A 16,955-nucleotide genomic window follows, 5' to 3' on the forward strand; every position below is an offset into this window, starting at 1 on the left:
GCGCTTGCCGGAGTCACCTTGAGCAACGCGGTAGATTTGCCCATGAACACCCGCGCCACTGTTGTTGAATGCCAGGAAAGCTTGTTTGTGCAACAGACGTTCGATGTTCAAGTCAGGGTGTTCGCTGACCAGTTCCAGATCAAACGAAAAGGGCGTGCTGATGGACTCTTTGCCGGTGAACGAAAGCACCTGAAAGTCATGCTCGAAATCGTTGATCGTCAGGTTGAATTGCGCGTGTGGGGTTGCGACGAACATCCGCCTTTTCCTTGTCGGACTTTTAGCTTGGGCCCATAGGCTGGCAGCAGGCAGGCGCCTGTGAGCGTGTGGGGCTAAAAATCAGGTTAAACAAGGAGCGGAAAAGAAATATGCAGGAAACTTCCTATATCTAAACGGAATTTTCTCTGATTCAGGAAGGGCTTGGGATCGCGCGTTACTGCGCGCTGGAACCAGGCTACTGCACCAACTGATTAATCTCGATGATCGGCAGCAGAACCGCCAGCACAATCACCAGCACCACGGCGCCCATCACCACGATCATCAGCGGTTCCAGCAGCGCGGTCATGCTCATGGCTCGGCGCTCGATGTCCCGCGATAAGGTCTGCGCCGCACGCTCAAGCATTGGCGGCAGCGCGCCGGTTTTTTCGCCGCTGGCGATCAGGTGGATCAGCACCGGCGGGAACACCTTCTCCACGCGTAGCGCAGCGGCGAGGTTGACGCCTTCGCGCACCTTCGCGGTGGCATCACTCACACTCAGGCTCAGGCGGTCGTTGGACAAGGTTTGCCGCGCGGCTTCCAGGGCACGCAACAGCGGTACCCCGGCGCCACCGAGAATCGCCAGGGTCGAGGCAAACCGCGCGGTGTTCAGGCCCAGCACAAAGCGCCCGATCAACGGCAAGCGCAGCACGCGGCTGTGCCAGTTGAGGCGCGCCACCGGGTTGCGCAAATACACGCGCCAACCCCAGAAACCCGCGACCATAACGCCCAAACACAGCCCGCCCCAACTGCGAATGAAGTCACTCGCATTGAGCATCGCCAGGGTCAGCCCCGGCAGGTCCTGGCGTGCCTGCGAAAATGCGCTGACCACCTGCGGCACCACGTAGCTGAGCAGGAAGATCACGATCGCAATCGACACCAGCCCGACCACGCCCGGGTAGATAAACGCGGTGAGGATTTTACTGCGCAGGTTGTTGCGTTCTTCGATGTAGTCGGCCAACCGTTCCATGACCTGCGCCAAGTCGCCGGACTCTTCGCCGGCGGCAATCAGCGCGCGATAAATCGCTGGAAAATCCCGTGGCCGGGTCGCCAGCGCATCGGCCAAGCGCATGCCGCCGCGCACATCGGCACGCACCGCGCTGAGGGTTTGGATGAGGTGCTTTTTTTCCGCCTGCTCCACCGTGGCGCTCAGCGCCGCTTCCAACGGCAGGCTCGCGCCCAGCAAGCTCGCGAGTTGGCGCGTCGCCCACGCAAGGTCGTTGTCGGAAAGTTTGGCGCTGAACAGCGAGCCGCCGCCAGTCGGCGTGGGCTGTTCAAGCTGCACCGAGAGCGCGGTCAAGCCGCGACTGCGCAGCACACCAAACGCTGCACCTTGGCTATCGGCTTCGAGATGCCCGGACTCGATTTTACCGGTGGCGTCGGCCGCTTCGAAACGGTAGCGATTCATCAGGTGTCCCGTGTCACGCGCAGAATTTCTTCCGGCGCCGTGGTGCCGCTGCGCACCCAGCGCTCGCCGTCTTCGCGCAGGCTGAACATGCCGGCTTGGCGAGCAGCGGCGCGCAGCGCTGGTTCACCGGCGCTTGGTGGATCAACGCGCGAATCGCATCGTCGATGCAGAACAATTCGTGGATGCCGGTGCGCCCGCTGTAGCCGGTGTGGCTGCAGGCCGCACAGCCGAGCGGGCGCCACGTGCCAGGCTGTGCCGGGTCTGGCTGTTTGCAGTGGCTGCACAGGCGCCGCACCAGCCGTTGCGCGAGCACGCCGAGCATTGAAGACGCCAGCAGGAAGGGTTCGACGCCCATGTCAATCAGGCGGTTGACCGCCGACACCGAATCGTTGGTGTGCAGCGTGGCGAGTACCAAGTGGCCGGTGAGCGACGCCTGCACGGCGATTTGAGCAGTTTCCAGGTCACGGATTTCACCGATCATGATGATGTCCGGGTCCTGGCGCAGAATCGCCCGCAAGGCCAGGGCAAACGTCATGTCGATCTTGGCGTTGACCTGGATCTGGCTGATGCCTGGCAGGTCATATTCCACCGGGTCTTCAACGGTGAGGATGTTGCTGGTGCTGGTGTCCAGCCGCGCCAGCGCGGCGTAGAGGCTGGTGGTCTTGCCGCTGCCGGTGGGGCCGGTGACCAACACAATGCCGTGGGGCTGGCGGATCAAGTTGTCCAGCTTGGCCAGCACCTGCGCGTCCATGCCGAGGGTTTCCAGCTGCAGGCGCCCGGCTTGTTTGTCGAGCAACCGCATGACCACCCGTTCACCATGCCCGGTGGGCAGCGTGGACACGCGAATATCAATCGGCCGCCCCGCCACCCGCAAGGCGATGCGACCGTCCTGCGGCAGGCGTTTTTCGGCGATGTCGAGTTGCGCCATGATCTTGATCCGTGACACCAACGCTGCGTGCAATGCCTTGCGCGGCGACACCACGTCACGCAAGGCGCCGTCGACGCGGTAGCGCACCACCGAATGGCTTTCGTAAGGCTCAATGTGAATGTCGCTGGCCTCGTCACGCGCGGCCTGGGTGAGCAACGCGTTGATCATGCGGATCACCGGAGCGCCGTCCTGCGTGTCGAGCAGGTCGGTGATTTCCGGGATCTCCTGCATCAATCGGTCGAGGTCGACTTCGTTTTCCGCCGCCCCCACCACGGCCGCCGCGCTGCCGGTGTCGGCGTAGGCCGCGGCGAGCAGCCCGTCGAGTTCCTCATCACGCACCTGCTGCAAGCGCGCCGGGCCGAACTGGCGGCGCACTTCGCTGATCGACCAGCCGGGCGTCGACGGGCACACGGTCAGCACGAGCCCTTCTTCGCCGCTGCGCAACACGATGCGCTGGGCCTTGGCCCACGCGTAGGGCAACGTGCTCATTGCACCGGCACCGCACGCATCGTCGCGCGTGGCACACTTGGCAGCGGTTGCGCCGGCACACCCACAGCGGTTGCCGGCAATTGCGGCGCTTGCATGTCCGGCATCGCCCAATTGCGCTCCGGTTGCAATGCACCCTGAGCGCGGCGAATGAAGTCGTAGCGGTTGAGGGTGATCGCACGTCCGCCAGCGCTGTCACGGATGATGTAAGGGCGCAGGAAGACCATCAGGTTGGTTTTGGCGGTTGAACGGCGTTCATTGCGAAACAGCGCACCCAGCCCCGGGATGCTCGACAACCACGGCACCGCTTCGTTGCTCTGGCTGTAGCCGTCCTGCAGCAAGCCGCCGAGCACCATGATCTGCCCGTCATCAAGCAAAATACTGGTGTCGATTGCACGTTTGTTGGTGACCACGCCCGCCGAACTCGCCGTGTTGGAAGCGCGCTCGTCAATGCTGCTGACTTCCTGGTAGATGTCGAGCTTCACCGTGCCACCCTCGGAGATTTGCGGCCGCACATTGAGCTTGAGCCCGACCTCCTCGCGCGTCACGGTCTGGAACGGGTTATTGCTGGTGCCCCCGCCACCGGTGACGTAGCTGCCACTCACGAACGGGATGGTCTGGCCGACGAAAATGCTCGCGGCTTCGTTGTCCAGGGTCAGCAGGTTCGGGGTTGACAGCACATTGCTGCCACCCTTGCTCTTGAGTGCCCGCGCCAGCACTTTGAGGTCCATCACATTGCCGATACCGGGAATGTTAACCGTGCCTTTGAGGTAACCCACACTCAGGCCGCCGGGCAGTGCGTCGATGCTGGTCCTGCCGCCAGCCTGGAAGCCGCTGCCGCCCAAGTTGGTGCCGCCGATTACGCCTTTACCGGCAAGGTCACCACTCTGCCATTGCACGCCAAATTCGTTGGCATCGTCTTCACTGACCTCAACGATCAGGCTTTCGATCACCACCTGCGCGCGGCGCTGATCAAGCATGTCGATGACTTCACGCAGGTTGCGGTACAGCGGCTCGGGCGCGGAAATCAACAAGGTATTGGTGGTGGCATCCGCCTGGATGGTCACACCGCCGGCGCTGAACGCGACATTTTGATCCGCCGCTTGAGTGCCGGCCGGCGTGCTCGAATTGCCATTGCTCTGCCCGTAGGCGGGGTTGGTGCCGGCAGTGCTGGCGGTACTTGATGTCTGGCTTGAGCTGCTTTGGCTGCCCTGCCCGCCACTGGTGTTGGCACCCATCGCACTCAACACCGAACGCCCGGTATCGGCCGTGCCGCTGTCGCTTTCGCCAGTCAGTAAACCGCGTAACGCTTGGGCCAGCTTCGCCGCCTGCGCATTGCGCAAATACACCACGTGCAGGTTGCTCGGGTTGCTTTGGGCGTTGTCGAGTTTGTATACCAGGTTACGCGCCAACTCGGTTCGCTCGGGGCTGCCGGAGCGGATGATGATCGCGTTGGAGCGCGGGTCACCGACCACCGAAATCTTCTGGCTCGGGTCGTTGCCCGGCTGCTCCAGCAGTTGCGAGACCATGCCGGCGATGTCCACCGCGATGCCGTTTTGCACCTGCACCACGTCGGTGTCGATAGCGCTTGGGGTGTCGATGCTCTCGATCAACTGCGCCACGCGCGTCAGGTTGTCGGCGTAGTCGGTGATCACCAGGGTGTTATTGCCGGGGTAAGCGTTAATCGGGTTGTTCGGCGAGATAATCGGGCGCAGCACCGGGATCAGGTTGACCGCGTTTTCGTAGTGCAGCCGAAACGTGCGGGTGAGCATGCCATTCGCGGCTGGCTTGGTGGCGCTGTAGATAGGCCCGCCGAGCAACTTTGCGTCGGCCTCCGGCACCACATGCGCCACACCGCCGACATCGACCACGCTGAAGCCCTGCATGCGCAACGCTGCCAGCAACATGTCATACGCCTGGTGGGCCGGCACCTCGCCTTCAGACACCAGCGTCAGGCTGCCCGCCACGCGCGGGTCGACCAGAAACTGTTGCCCGGTGGCACGCGACAAGCTGCGCACCACGGCTTGAATATCCGCATCAACGAAATTCAAGCTCACCGGCTGGTTGCCCAACGGGCTGCTTGCCGCCGCGCTGCCGGGAACGCTGCCAGCCCGTCGCGCCGGGTTGACGATGGTGTGTTGCGGCCGCGCCTGGCGCTGGATTTTCGCTTGGGCGCGCTGGCGCTCCAGCAGCACATCACCGCTGCGCTGCGTGTTGGCCAGGGGTTGGCCAAGTTCACTGTCGACCAGCAACGGTGGCGGGTTTGACGCCGTTTGTGTGCTGCACGCGCTGAGTGCCAGCAGCAGCAACGGCGCAGCTGTATGTACGTAGCTGCGCAGGTAATTGGAACCTGACCACTTCATGAAGCTTCCTTAGCGCCAAGCGCCTGATCCATGCGGACGGTTCCCGACAGAGTGCCTGCCGTATTATCGGTACGGGTCTCGCCTGCACGCTGCACACGAGCCTCGACCACTTCCAGAGAAAATTGCGCTGGGGCGCTGACCAGCCAGCCTATGACGGCATCCGCCGGCGCATCGTCGAAGGTCAACTGCCAGCCACTGTCGAGTGGCTTTAATTGGTAGCGACCGGCCAGGTCGCGCGCATCCAGGCTGTGGCGCAATGCCTGTTCAAGCGGCTGGTTGGCGGGCGCAAGCGGCACATCGCGCAGCAACTGCTCGAGCGCTTGGGCTTGCGCACGCAATTTCGGCGTTTCAGCCTGCCAATACTCGATTTTTTTCAACGGCGGCTGTACCAGTGCGAACCAGATCAACAAGCCGCCCAGCAACAACGCCGTGCCGCTGACCAAGCGTTTTTCGCGCAGCGACAGGCCGCGCCACAGTACGTGGACGCGCGCGTTGAACTGCTGCCACTGGCCACGCCAGACGGTCACGGAATGCTTATTCATCGTCCTCCACACCGCCGGAGCCGGATTCAGCGGGCGCGGCCACCGCCGGCAGCAGGCGCCAGCCCGTCGGCGTCGCCTGAACCGCTACGCCAGCCTGCGCGAGCGTGGCTTGCCAGGCTTTGTCTGCGGGGTTAACACGCGCACCGTCAGGCAGGTTCAATTGCAGCTCACCGTGTTCAAATATCAGGCCTTGCACACTGCCCACCATGAACGGCATGGCGTCGGCGGCTTGCAACACCAAGCCGGTAAAACCCTGGGTCGCGTCAGTACTCGCCGGGTTGCTGCGCGCGCTCAACTGCTGACGGGCTTGTTGCAGTGGGTTGAGAATCACCGGTAACTCAGGAAAGGCCTGTTTGACGCGCTGCGCCATGTGCGCTTTGAGTGCCTGGCCTTCACCCGCGGCACGCGCGGCGTACAGGTTCAGGCCCAGCAGCCACACGCCGATTGCCAGCGCGCAACAGGCAAGCGCCCTGCCCCAGCCGGCGGCCGGTTTGGCTGCCTTGCTGACACCTGCGTGCAACCCCCAGCCCGGTGCACCAGCGCTCCAGCGCAGCTGCGCAGGTTGCCGCTCAATGACTGCCGCGGGTGCGTCTTCGCCGAACCAGCACAAGCGGCTGCCACTGGCCGCCAGCCGGTCCAGGCAGGCCTGAACCTGTGGTTCGACCACGCCGTGTTCGGCGCTGAAGCGCAGCAGCAAATGCCCTTCCTGCACACACGCGCTGATGTGCCCGGCCGGGGGCACCGGCAGGCCGTATGGCGCGGGGTAAAGCCCGCGCAGCTTCAAGCGGTGCTGGCTCAACAACACTGCGAAATGCTCCAGCGCCACCCTCGGTAACCAACTGAGGAACACCTGCCCTTGACTGTTGCGGGGGCTGTGGGCGACATACATTTGTTCACTGCGGCCGAGGATCAGCGCTTGCGCCGCACACGCCACCGCCGCGTGGGTCTTCGCGGCCGACAGCGGTGGCAACTGCACGTGCGTGAGCACGCTGTCTGCGGGGTGCAGAAAACACTCCACGGCCTGCGATTGAGCAGACGCGGCCAATTGCAACAAGCTGCTGACGCCGCTGTGGCTGACGCAACCGTTGCGGTCCAGGCGTGCGAACTCAAACTCGCTGTCGGCCGTCAGGCTGTGCAGCGGCGGCAACGCAATGCGCACGCAGGTCATACGCCCAGCCTCGACCAGATCACCCTTGGCCGCTCGCCCTCCGAGCGATACAGCAACGCCTCCAAACTGACGCGGCGCTGGTCACGGCGAGTATTTGCGTGCAACACAAACCACTCGCTGCTAATGCCCACGTTAAGCTCGTCGACGGTCAGTTGTGGCGAACGCAAACGATTGAGAAAGTCGCCACGGTTGATAAACCATTGGCCTCGATCACGCTCCGCCACCAACGCCTGCGCCGTGGGCAACGACAACCCAGGCACCACCGCTGCCAACACTTCAGCGCTGGCGGTGTTGCCGTTGACCCAGGTCGTGACCGGGATAACCGTGACGTGCTGCGCCAAAAGAGCCAACACACGTTCGTTCACGCCCTCGATGCCGCGCAGGTCGTCGAGGCTGCGCAGCATCGGGCGGGTCGCGGCGATCGGCTTTGCAGCGGCGCTGGGTGAGGTCGCACGGCCACTGTCAAAGCGACTTTGCTGCACACTGTGCGGGTGCTCCTGGCGTGGATAAGCCGCAATCACGCGCTGGCTGATGCGCTGCGCCACGCCGGCAGTGATGCCGAGCATCGCGCACAGTTGCTCAAAACTGCGCAACTGTGCGGGGTTGACGCGCTCATTGCCGATTAAATTACGCAGGTTGAATTTGCCTTGCTGATCTTCCAGTCGCCCTTCAAAACTGGCGCCGGAGACCGGGCTTTTGATCGGCTGCGCCCACGCTTGGCCACGCCGCGTCAGCGCCTCTTGCCGACGCGCGTCCCAGAGCAATTGCCGACTTGTTTCCAGGCCGCCAAGCAGCACCGCACTGCTCTGCAGGCGGGACTGTTGAGCTTCCAGCGAACGCGTGAAAACACCCTGGCGGGTGAGCATGCCTGCGGCGATAACCGCGACGACGGCGGTAATCAGCAAAGCGCTGATAATCGCCATGCCGCGTTGTTTCGCCCAGCCAGGCGAATAGGTGTTCATGGCGACGCTTAGAGCTGCCAGGAGCCAATATCGGCGTTTACGCCGTCGCCGTCAGGTTGCCCGTCTGCGCCGAGCGAGAAGATGTCGACTTCGCCGTTCGCGCCGGGGTTGAGGTAGTGGTAAGGATGACCCCAAGGGTCATTCGGCAGGCGTTCGAGGTACGCGCGCCAATTGCTGTTTTTCGCGTCCGCCGGGCGCTCTACCAGCACCTTGAGCCCTTGGTTCATGCTGGGGTAGGTGCCGTGGTCGAGGCGGTAGAGTTTCAATGCCTGCATCAGGCCGGCGACATCTTGCCTGGCCGCCGTGGCCCTGGCTTGATCGGGGCGGTCGAGTACTTTGGGCACGACCAGCGCCGCCAGAATGCCGAGGATCACTACCACTACCATGATCTCGATCAGGGTGAACCCCTGCTGACCACGGCCGCCTCCAGGCTGAAATTTGACGCGCGCGAAATCCATATCGACCATCCTTGGCTTGAACTCAATTCGGCGCGCAGTGTAACAAAAGCAAGAAAGTGTGTATTAAAAAAACTCGACCGCGCGCCGGGTAATTTGCCGGATGGCGAGTGTTATCCTGTGCGCCGGTTAACCGCAAAGAGTCACCCATGGAGCTGTCGCGCAAGGAGCAAGGTTTTACGTTGATCGAGGTGCTGGTGGCGCTGGCGATTATCGCCGTGGCGATGTCGGCGGCGGTGCGCGTCGCCGGCCTGATGACCCAAAGCAATGGGCTGCTGCGCGATCGCTCGATGGCGCTGCTGGCCGCACAAAGTCGGCTGGCGGAACTGCGTTTGGAAGGCAAACTGAAGCCCGGGCGCAAAGCCTTCGAGTGCGATCAAGGGCGCCTGCGGCTGCGCTGCGAACAAACTATCGCGCCCAGCGCCGACACACGACTGATGCGCGTCACGCTGCAGGTATCCGACAGCGAGCGCGAGGCGCCACCTTTGGCGCGGCTTGAGACGCTGCTCGGTCAACCACCGGAAAAGCCCGAATGAACCGGCTCAACGCCGTATCAATTGCGGCAACACGGGGGCGTCCGGCAGCGTGCTGACCTTGAATCGAGTCTGCTCGTTGCCGCGTTCAATCACCACGGCATCGCGCTCAATCGCCATCAGGCGTACGCCCTGGCTGAGCCGCTCACCCGCGAGAAAACCACGCGGCGGCGCGCCGTTGAGACTGAGGATCGCCACGGCGCCGTGCGCACCGGCCATCAGCCCCGAGACCTTGATGTCCACCTGCGCAGGCTGGTTGGAAAACCACTGCAATGCAGGCGTGTTGAGCGGCACCGCCGCGCTTTCGCGCTCGGCGACCGGCACTTGGCTGTCGGCCGGGTTAACCCACAGCGATGACCAGACCACCACGCCGGCCAGTGCTGCGAGCAGCGCCGCCGCCTGCACCGACTGCGTGATCGATAAGCGAAACGTAAATGCCAAGACCGAACCTCCCTGTTGTCCCGCCGCAGAGTCTACAGTACGGCGCGGCATCTTTAACCGCCGTAAACAGCCGAGATACGCAACACCGCTCGACAACGAAGGAACGTTGCCTCATGCACAAACACACGCAGCAGGGCTTTACCCTGATCGAACTGATGGTGGTGCTGGTCATCATCGGCATCGCCAGTGCGGCGATCAGCCTGAGCATCAAGCCCGACCCGGCGCACCTGTTGCGCCAGGACGCCAACCGCCTCGTGCAATTGCTGCAGATCGCCCAGGCTGAAGCCCAGGCCGACGGTCGCCCGATCGCCTGGCTGGCGGATAACCACGGGTTTCGCTTCAGCCGCCGCAATCAACAAGGCGCAGGTTTTGATCACTTCAAGACAGACCCGCAACTGCGCCCTCGCGCGTGGGACACGGCAACGGTTCAGGTACGCGTCATCCCCACACAACGCGTGGTACTGAATGCCGAGTGGTTCGACACGCCGTTGCAACTGGAACTCTCGGACGGGCAAAACAGCCTGTCAGTAATGCGCACAGCGGCCGGCCAATTTCGAGTAGTGAACGCACCATGAAAACCGCCCAACACGGCTTTACGCTGATTGAAGTGATGGTGGCGATCATGCTGATGGCCGTCGTCAGCGTGATTGCCTGGCGCGGCCTGGACGCGGTGACCCGCACCGACAGCCATTTGCAGGCCAGCACCGAGCAGACCGAACAAATACTGCGAACCTTGAACCAGTTGGAGCGCGACTTGGCGTTGCGTGCCAGCGTCGAATTACGCGCGCCAAACCTGACCGGCCAGGAGGCTGACTCCGCGCCGGTGCCGGCGGTGATCAGCGTACGCAGCGCCGACAATCAGCGCTTTCGCCTTGACGTGATCCGCAGCGCAGCCTCGGTTAACGGCTTGCAACGCGTGCGCTGGTGGCTGAAGGGCGAAACCCTGTATCGCGCAGCAGCACCTGCGCGCAGTCACTACCCATTGCCGGCGCCAAACGAGGGCGTGGCCGTACTCGACAAGGTCAGTGACCTGCAGGTGCGCGTTTGGGAACCCGGCCAGGGCTGGCGTCAACTCAGCGGCAATCGCAAAGACGAACCCTCTGGCCTGGAAATCAACCTGACCCGGCAAACACTGCAGGGTGCCGAACACTATCGGCAAGTGATCGGCCCACTCGATTGAGCAAAGCGCGCGGCACGCCGACATCACGCACGCGCTCCACACGCCGCACAACATGATTATTTATGATTATAAAAATAATCTAAATAACATAATTTAATAATTAGCTTATTCCAAAAAAGACCTTCACTCGGGTTTTTTATAGTAATACCTTCGCATCAGCCCTTGAAGCCAATCACCCTCGGCTGAAAACAGCCTGAACTTCCCTCACCGATAATGCTTTCGAAGCTGCACCCGTACCACGGGCCAGTGCCGGGCTTAATGGACTATTTCCGACATGCCAGACATTGCCACCGCGCTACCGAGCAAAAAGTTTCACCTGTCACTGTTAACCAGTTCACTGCTGCTCGCGGCGGCGCCAACGTATGCCAAGGCTGATGATACCCAGCTCAACACCGTCACCGTGATTTCCACCGGCTTGCGTGGCCAGGAACGCACCGTGGCCAACAGCCCGGCGCCGATTGACGTGATCAACAACGAACAACTGCTCAAGACCGGGCGCGCCGAGCTGTCCGAGGCGATTGCAAAACTGCTGCCCTCATTCAATTTCGGCACCAATATCGCAGGCTACAACTCGGTGACGCGACCGCTGAGCAACCGCAGCCTCGGCCCGGCCTATACGCTGGTACTGGTGAATGGCAAACGCCGCCACAACGGTGCAACCGGCCAACGCGGCTCGATCGACAACAGCGGCGCGAATGCGGTGGACATCGACCTGATCCCGGTCAGTGCGGTCGACCACATCGAAGTGCTTAAAGACAGCGCTGCCGCACAGTACGGTTCGGACGCGGTGGCCGGGGTGATCAATATCATCCTCAAGTCCAGCGACAACGGCGGGCACCTGGAAACCAGCTACGGGCAGTTATTCTCCGGCCAGGGCGAAACCATCAAGGTGGCCGGCGACCAGGGCTTTAAACTCGGTGAAAGCGGCTTCTTTCACTTTTCCGCCGATGCGCGCAAACGCGGCGAAGCGGCCTGGAACGACAAGGCCGACAGCAGCGTGCGCGCGTTCAACGACCCGGCCAGGGAGGCGGCATGGGACCGGGTTGCGATCAAAAACGGCGACCCCGACCTCAAAGCCTTCAACCTCGGCTATAACGCCGAGCTGCCACTCGAAGACCTCACGCTGTATTCGTTCAGCACCTACGGCGAGCGCGATGCCGAGGCCGCCAACTACTTCCGCCTGCCGACCGGCAGCGCGGCGGTGCCGGAAGTGTTCCCGGACGGTTATTACCCGCTGAACAACATCAAGGACCGCGATTACCAGTTGCTGTTCGGCGGCAAGGGCTTGCTCGCCGAGTGGAACTGGGACCTTAGCACCACCTACGGGCGCAATAATGTTCACCACTCAAGCGACCTCAACATCAACCCGTCGCTGGGCACCGCGTCGCCGACCAAATTCGATAACCTCGCCACCTTCCGCTTTGAACAATGGGTGAATAACCTCGACTTCACGCGCCGCTACGACAGCCTGTTCAACCTGACCTCGCCAGTGCAGGTGTCGGCTGGCCTGGAACATCGTTGGGAGCATTTCAGCACCTTTGCCGGCGACCCCGAGGCCTACATCACCGGCACCTACCCTGCCGCCTCGGGCGCGCAGGCGGCGGTGACGATTCGCCCGGAGGACGAAGTCAGCCTGATCCGCAACAACTATGCGGGCTACCTGGACCTCGGGTTTGACTTGACCGAGCGCTGGTTTCTCGACGTGGCCGGGCGCGTCGAACATTACGACGATGATTCCGGCAACACCTTCGGGCTCAAGGTCAATTCGCGCTACGAACTCACCGACAGCGTGGCCGTGCGCGGCACCGTAGGCACCGGGTTTCGCGCGCCGTCGCTGACCCAGATTGGCTACACCGTGGCAGACAATCGGGTGGCCGTCGACGTGAATGGCAACGTGGTGCCGGCCGTCACTCGCCTGACGCCTTCCGGCAGCAACCTCGCCAAAGCCCTGGGCGGTGATGATTTAAAGCCGGAAAAGTCACGCAACCTGGGCTTGGGTTTGACCTGGCAACCGGCGCCGCGCACCAGCATCACCGCCGACGCTTACCTGATCGACATTGATGACCGCATCGCGCTGACCAGCAACCTGTATGACCAAGGCAACGGCGTCATCAACGGCATTCTTGCCGCGCAAGGCATCCCCACCGGTACGTGGGTCAACTATTACACCAACGCCTTCGACACCCGCACCCGCGGCCTCGATGTGGTTGCCGACCACACCACGCCGCTGGCAGCCTTCGGCGAGGTGCGCTGGAGCCTGGGCTTCAACTGGAACAAAACCACCGTCGAAGACCGCCGCGACACCCCGGCGGCGCTCGCCAGTTCCGGCGTAACCCTGGTCGGCCGTGACCGCGAGGGCGACCTGACTGAAGCCTCACCCAAGACCAAATGGATTCTGGGCGCCAACTGGAAGGTCGAGGACCTCGCGGTCAACCTGCAAACCAGCCGCTACGGCGCGGTCAAGACCTTGGCCGTCAACCCCGGCGGTGACCGCAGCTTCGGTGCCAAATGGATCACCGACCTCGACGTCAGCTACACCTTCGTCGATCACCTGACCGTCAGCGTCGGCGGCACCAACCTCTTCAACGTACGGCCCGACCGCCACGCGGTGTACAGCAACCTGGGCCTGGCGCCTTACGGCAACGCGCCGTTCTACCCCGGCGGCGGCTACTGGTACACCAAGCTCGCCTACGACTTCTGATCCACACCTTGCATGCACCCGAATCGCCACACGAGGGCACCCCATTGAATACCTCCCACTTGATGCGTCGTTTGCTGGCCCCTGGTGCCTTGGCGTTAAGCCTTGCCGCGTGCTCACCGTCGCCCACTGACACGGCCGCCAAGACCTTGAACATTGCCTTCTTCGGCGACAACACCACCTTGGTCAGCCTTGATCCGTTTCAGGTGTACTGGCTCGAACACCGCGTGTTGCTGCGCAATGTCGCCGAATCGCTGACCGACCAGGACCCGGCCACGGGCAAGATCATTCCGTGGCTGGCCGAGCGTTGGGAGGTCAGTGACGATGCGCTGACCTACACCTTCCACCTGCGCAATAACGTGACCTTCAGCAACGGCGAGCGCTTTGATGCCAACGCGGTGAAAACCGCGTTCGACAGCGACAAGGCCTTTGCCGCCGAGTTGCCGGCGACGTTCGGCGCGACGTACCTGGCAGGTTATGACCACGCCGAAGTGGTCGATGATTTCACCGTCAAATTGGTGCTCGCCAAGCCCAACGCCGGGTTCCTGCAAGCCACGTCCACCACCAACCTGGCGATTTTGGCGCCCGCCTCGTACGCGCTGAGCGCCAAGCAGCGCTCGCTGGGCAAGATCATCGGCACCGGGCCATTTGTGCTGCAAAGCTACACGCCGGAAGTCGGCGCGCACCTGACCAAGCGCAAGGGTTATGCCTGGGCCTCGGCGAATATGCACAACCAGGGCGAAGCACACGTTGATGCCGTGGAAATCAGTTATATACCCGAAGAGAGCGTGCGCAACGGCCTGTTCCTGCAAGGCAAGGCCGACATTCTGTGGCCGCGCAACCCGTTCTCGGAGGTTGACCTGAAACTGTTCCAGTCCAAAGGCGCGACCCTCCAGAGCCGCTCGCTGCCGGGACCGGCCTTGAACCTCTACCCCAACACCCGTGGCGACCGCCCGCTGGCCGACAAGCAAGTGCGCCTGGCGCTGCAAAAGGCCATCGACCGCACCAGTTACGCCAGCACCGTGTACAACGCCGAGTTCCCGGTGGTAGATGGCATCTTCGATGTGACCACGCCCTACTTCAAAAGCCAGGGCGGCAAGTTGGCATTTGACCCGGCAGGTGCAGAGCGCCTGCTCGATGAAGCCGGCTGGGCCAAAGGCGCCGACGGCTATCGGCAGAAGAACGGCAAGCGCCTCAGCCTCAGCTACAACATCAGCCCTGCGGAAACTGCCGGTGACGTGCTGCTTCAAGACCAACTGCGCAAGGTCGGTATCGAGCTCAAACTCAGCGTGGTGACACGCGCCGAATGGGTCGCCAACAACTCCGCCGGCAACTATGACCTGACAATCAACTACATGACCCGCGCCGACCCGATAATCTTGCAAACCATCCTTGATCCACGCACCGCCAACAGCTCGACCCTGGCGACCAACCTCTACGAACCGGCGGTGCTGGAAAAAGCCAAAGGCTTGTTCGATGCCGGTATCACCGCGACCCAAAGCCAACAGCGCGCGGCGGCTTACGGCGAGCTGCAAGACTTGCTGATTGATGAGGCCTCGGCGTTCCCGGTGTATGAGCGCGTGTGGCAGGCCGCGACGTCGGCCAAGGTGAAAAACTTCCGCTGGACCGCCGAAGGCTTCGCGCTGCTCGGTGACATCGAGATCGCTGCGCCATGAGCCGCTACCTGATCGGCCGTGTCGGCCAGGCGCTGTTGGTGTTATGGGGCGCCTACAGCATCACCTACTTCATCCTCTACCTGCTGCCGGGCGACACCTTGTCGATCATGCTCAGTGCCTCGGGCATGGAAGCCGATGCGCTGTCGCCCGCCGACCTGGCCAAGGCGCGGGCTTACTATGGCCTGGACAAAGGCCTGTTCGAGCAATACATCGACCTGCTGCTGGGCGCGTTGCGCGGTGACTTCGGGCAATCGCTTTCGCTGAATCGCCCGGTGGCCGAGCTGCTTGCCGAGCGCCTGCCGCAAACCTTGGCGTTGGCCGGGATGGCCATCCTGCTGTCGCTGGTCGGCGGCATCGGTCTGGCTTACCTGACCGCCTACATTCGCTGGCAGCCTTTGAAAAAAGCGCTGGCGCGCCTGCCGTCGCTGGGCTTTTCGGTGCCGGTATTCTGGATGGGCCTGCTGCTGATTCAAGTGTTTGCCTTTGGCCTTGGCTGGTTCCCCGCAACCGGCAGCCGGGGCATTGAAAGCCTGGTACTGCCAGCGATCACGCTGGCGATTCCGAGTGCCGCGGTCTACGCGCAGGTGCTGCAACGCAGTTTTCAGGGCGTATGGAAAGAGTCTTACATCATCACCGCCTATGCCAAGGGCCTCAGCCGTGGCCAGGTGCAGGCTCGCCACGGGTTCAAGAACGCCGCGCTGCCGATCCTCACGCTGATCGGTTTGCAGGTGGGTAATACGGTGTCCGGCGCAGTGCTGGTGGAAACCATTTTCGCCCGCTCCGGCATTGGCCGCCTGGCCCAGGAAGCGGTGCTGCGCCAGGACATTCCAGTGGTGCTGGCGATAGTCGCGGTGTCGGCGGCGGCATTTGTACTGGTGAACCTGCTGGTCGACCTGCTTTACCCGTGGCTCGACCCGCGCATCTCACACACGCCAAAGGTGTCTTAGACCATGACTGTTCTTGAGCAGAACCTCGGCCGTACCACCCTCCCCGCCAGCCCCGGCGTGTGGCGCCGGCGCACTCGTCTGCAACGCGCAGCCTCAGTGGTATTGCCATTGTTGCGACGGCCGGGGTTTACCCTGGCGGCGCTGATCGTGTGTTTCGCGCTGGTATCGGCCCTGGCGCCACACTGGCTGAGCAGTTTCGACCCTTACGCCACCGCGCCCGCCGCCAAACTCACACCACCCAACCTGAGCCATTGGTTCGGCACCGATGAGCTGGGCCGCGACCTGTTTACCCGAGTGGTCTACGGCGCCAGCCTGTCGGTACTCGCAGCCTTCCTCGCGGTCGGTATCGCGCTGGTCGGCGGGCTCGGGCTGGGCATTTTGTCCGGGTTTGCCGGCGGGCGAATCGATGCGGTGATCATGCGTTTTGTCGACGTGCTGCTCGCCCTGCCCGGCCTGTTGTTGGCCCTGGCGATTGTCACAGCCATCGGCTTCGGCACTGTGCCGGTGGCCGTCGCCGTGGGCATCGGCATCATTCCGGGGTTCGCGCGCACCACCCGCGCCGAAGTCCTGCGGGTCAAAACCCTGCCCTACGTCGAAGCTGCGCGTTTGGGCGGCGCGAGCTGGGCGCGCACTTTGCTGCGGCACATCCTGCCCAACGCCTGGGGCCCGGTGGCGGTGCTGGCGACACTCGATTTCGGCGCCGCGATCCTCGCCACCGCGGGCCTGAGTTTTCTCGGTTTCGGCGCCGCACCACCGGCAGCGGAATGGGGCACCTTGATCGCCAACGGCCGCCACTTTCTAATCACCGCGCCGTGGGTTTCGCTACTGCCCGGCCTGTTCCTGGTCGCTGTGGTGTTCAGCCTCAACCATATCGCCCGCACCTTTGAGGAGATCCAGCGATGAGCGTGAATAATCT

The 16,955-nt window shown here is 62.8% G+C and carries 14 protein-coding genes and 2 pseudogenes; 7 read left to right on the forward strand and 9 right to left on the reverse strand.

The window, feature by feature from the left end:
- From F0169_RS24365 to gspG, 8 genes and pseudogenes are all read right to left on the reverse strand, one after another.
- Positions 1–255 (reverse strand): annotated as a pseudogene (locus F0169_RS24365) (phage late control D family protein); the annotation flags it as partial.
- 196 nt (positions 256–451) lie between these two features.
- Positions 452–1,660, reverse strand: a complete 1,209-nt coding sequence (gene gspF, locus F0169_RS24370; protein WP_152747838.1) for a type II secretion system inner membrane protein GspF — start codon at positions 1,658–1,660, stop codon at positions 452–454.
- Positions 1,660–3,077: pseudogene (gspE, locus tag F0169_RS24375) on the reverse strand (type II secretion system ATPase GspE). Before gspE ends, gspF begins: the two are co-directional and overlap by 1 nt.
- A complete protein-coding gene (gene gspD / locus F0169_RS24380) occupies positions 3,074–5,437 on the reverse strand; it encodes a type II secretion system secretin GspD (RefSeq protein ID WP_152747839.1) in 2,364 nt (787 codons plus the stop codon). Before gspD ends, gspE begins: the two are co-directional and overlap by 4 nt.
- Complete coding sequence (gene gspM, locus F0169_RS24385; RefSeq protein ID WP_152747840.1) at positions 5,434–5,979, reverse strand: type II secretion system protein GspM; 546 nt, start codon at positions 5,977–5,979, stop codon at positions 5,434–5,436. The genes gspD and gspM overlap by 4 nt, the downstream gene beginning before the upstream one ends.
- Positions 5,972–7,147: a type II secretion system protein GspL gene (gspL, locus tag F0169_RS24390; protein ID WP_152747841.1), complete on the reverse strand. Its 1,176-nt coding sequence runs from the start codon at positions 7,145–7,147 to the stop codon at positions 5,972–5,974. Before gspL ends, gspM begins: the two co-directional genes overlap by 8 nt.
- A complete protein-coding gene (gene gspK, locus F0169_RS24395; RefSeq protein ID WP_152747842.1) occupies positions 7,144–8,109 on the reverse strand; it encodes a type II secretion system minor pseudopilin GspK in 966 nt (321 codons plus the stop codon). The genes gspL and gspK overlap by 4 nt, the downstream gene beginning before the upstream one ends.
- An 8-nt stretch (positions 8,110–8,117) precedes the next feature.
- On the reverse strand, positions 8,118–8,567 hold the full coding sequence (gspG, locus tag F0169_RS24400; protein WP_058414609.1) for a type II secretion system major pseudopilin GspG: 450 nt from the start codon (positions 8,565–8,567) through the stop codon (positions 8,118–8,120).
- Between the two features lie 146 nt (positions 8,568–8,713).
- On the opposite strand from gspG, the gene gspI reads away from it, so the two are divergent.
- Complete coding sequence (gene gspI / locus F0169_RS24405) at positions 8,714–9,100, forward strand: type II secretion system minor pseudopilin GspI (RefSeq protein WP_058414610.1); 387 nt, start codon at positions 8,714–8,716, stop codon at positions 9,098–9,100.
- Between the two features lie 6 nt (positions 9,101–9,106).
- Here the strand turns inward: gspI and F0169_RS24410 are convergent, their stop codons facing one another.
- The gene (locus F0169_RS24410) at positions 9,107–9,538 is read right to left on the reverse strand and encodes a general secretion pathway protein GspC (protein ID WP_152747843.1); all 432 of its coding nucleotides are present in this window, start codon (positions 9,536–9,538) and stop codon (positions 9,107–9,109) included.
- A 113-nt stretch (positions 9,539–9,651) separates the two neighbouring features.
- Between F0169_RS24410 and gspH the strand changes: the two genes are divergently transcribed.
- The 6 genes from gspH (at position 9,652) to F0169_RS24440 (ending at position 16,942) form a co-directional block, all read left to right on the forward strand.
- Entirely contained in the window at positions 9,652–10,113 is a 462-nt protein-coding gene (gene gspH / locus F0169_RS24415; protein ID WP_152747844.1) for a type II secretion system minor pseudopilin GspH, read from the forward strand.
- Positions 10,110–10,718: a prepilin-type N-terminal cleavage/methylation domain-containing protein gene (locus F0169_RS24420; protein ID WP_152747845.1), complete on the forward strand. Its 609-nt coding sequence runs from the start codon at positions 10,110–10,112 to the stop codon at positions 10,716–10,718. Before gspH ends, F0169_RS24420 begins: the two co-directional genes overlap by 4 nt.
- 274 nt (positions 10,719–10,992) lie before the next feature.
- Positions 10,993–13,419, forward strand: coding sequence for a TonB-dependent receptor plug domain-containing protein (locus tag F0169_RS24425; RefSeq protein ID WP_152747846.1), 2,427 nt, complete (start codon positions 10,993–10,995; stop codon positions 13,417–13,419).
- Between the two features lie 62 nt (positions 13,420–13,481).
- Entirely contained in the window at positions 13,482–15,092 is a 1,611-nt protein-coding gene (locus tag F0169_RS24430) for an ABC transporter substrate-binding protein (RefSeq protein ID WP_152747854.1), read from the forward strand.
- Entirely contained in the window at positions 15,089–16,039 is a 951-nt protein-coding gene (locus F0169_RS24435) for an ABC transporter permease (RefSeq protein ID WP_152747847.1), read from the forward strand. Before F0169_RS24430 ends, F0169_RS24435 begins: the two co-directional genes overlap by 4 nt.
- A 3-nt stretch (positions 16,040–16,042) precedes the next feature.
- Positions 16,043–16,942, forward strand: coding sequence for an ABC transporter permease (locus F0169_RS24440; RefSeq protein ID WP_152747848.1), 900 nt, complete (start codon positions 16,043–16,045; stop codon positions 16,940–16,942).
- The last annotated feature ends 13 nt before the right edge of the window (positions 16,943–16,955 follow it).

It is taken from the genome of Pseudomonas kitaguniensis (assembly GCF_009296165.1).
Classification (GTDB): Bacteria; Pseudomonadota; Gammaproteobacteria; order Pseudomonadales; family Pseudomonadaceae; genus Aquipseudomonas; species Aquipseudomonas kitaguniensis.

What these genes read in the sequence shown, in the direction of transcription:
- gspH (WP_152747844.1), top strand. Translation starts at nt 9,652, where the DNA reads ATGCACAAACACACGCAGCAGGGCTTTACCCTGATCGAACTGATGGTG.
- F0169_RS24420 (WP_152747845.1), top strand. Translation starts at nt 10,110, where the DNA reads ATGAAAACCGCCCAACACGGCTTTACGCTGATTGAAGTGATGGTGGCG.
- F0169_RS24440 (WP_152747848.1), top strand. Translation starts at nt 16,043, where the DNA reads ATGACTGTTCTTGAGCAGAACCTCGGCCGTACCACCCTCCCCGCCAGC.
- gspL (WP_152747841.1), bottom strand. Translation starts at nt 7,147, where the DNA reads ATGACCTGCGTGCGCATTGCGTTGCCGCCGCTGCACAGCCTGACGGCC.
- gspD (WP_152747839.1), bottom strand. Translation starts at nt 5,437, where the DNA reads ATGAAGTGGTCAGGTTCCAATTACCTGCGCAGCTACGTACATACAGCT.
- gspM (WP_152747840.1), bottom strand. Translation starts at nt 5,979, where the DNA reads ATGAATAAGCATTCCGTGACCGTCTGGCGTGGCCAGTGGCAGCAGTTC.
- F0169_RS24435 (WP_152747847.1), top strand. Translation starts at nt 15,089, where the DNA reads ATGAGCCGCTACCTGATCGGCCGTGTCGGCCAGGCGCTGTTGGTGTTA.
- F0169_RS24430 (WP_152747854.1), top strand. Translation starts at nt 13,482, where the DNA reads ATGCGTCGTTTGCTGGCCCCTGGTGCCTTGGCGTTAAGCCTTGCCGCG.
- gspK (WP_152747842.1), bottom strand. Translation starts at nt 8,109, where the DNA reads ATGAACACCTATTCGCCTGGCTGGGCGAAACAACGCGGCATGGCGATT.
- gspI (WP_058414610.1), top strand. Translation starts at nt 8,714, where the DNA reads ATGGAGCTGTCGCGCAAGGAGCAAGGTTTTACGTTGATCGAGGTGCTG.
- F0169_RS24425 (WP_152747846.1), top strand. Translation starts at nt 10,993, where the DNA reads ATGCCAGACATTGCCACCGCGCTACCGAGCAAAAAGTTTCACCTGTCA.
- gspG (WP_058414609.1), bottom strand. Translation starts at nt 8,567, where the DNA reads ATGGATTTCGCGCGCGTCAAATTTCAGCCTGGAGGCGGCCGTGGTCAG.
- gspF (WP_152747838.1), bottom strand. Translation starts at nt 1,660, where the DNA reads ATGAATCGCTACCGTTTCGAAGCGGCCGACGCCACCGGTAAAATCGAG.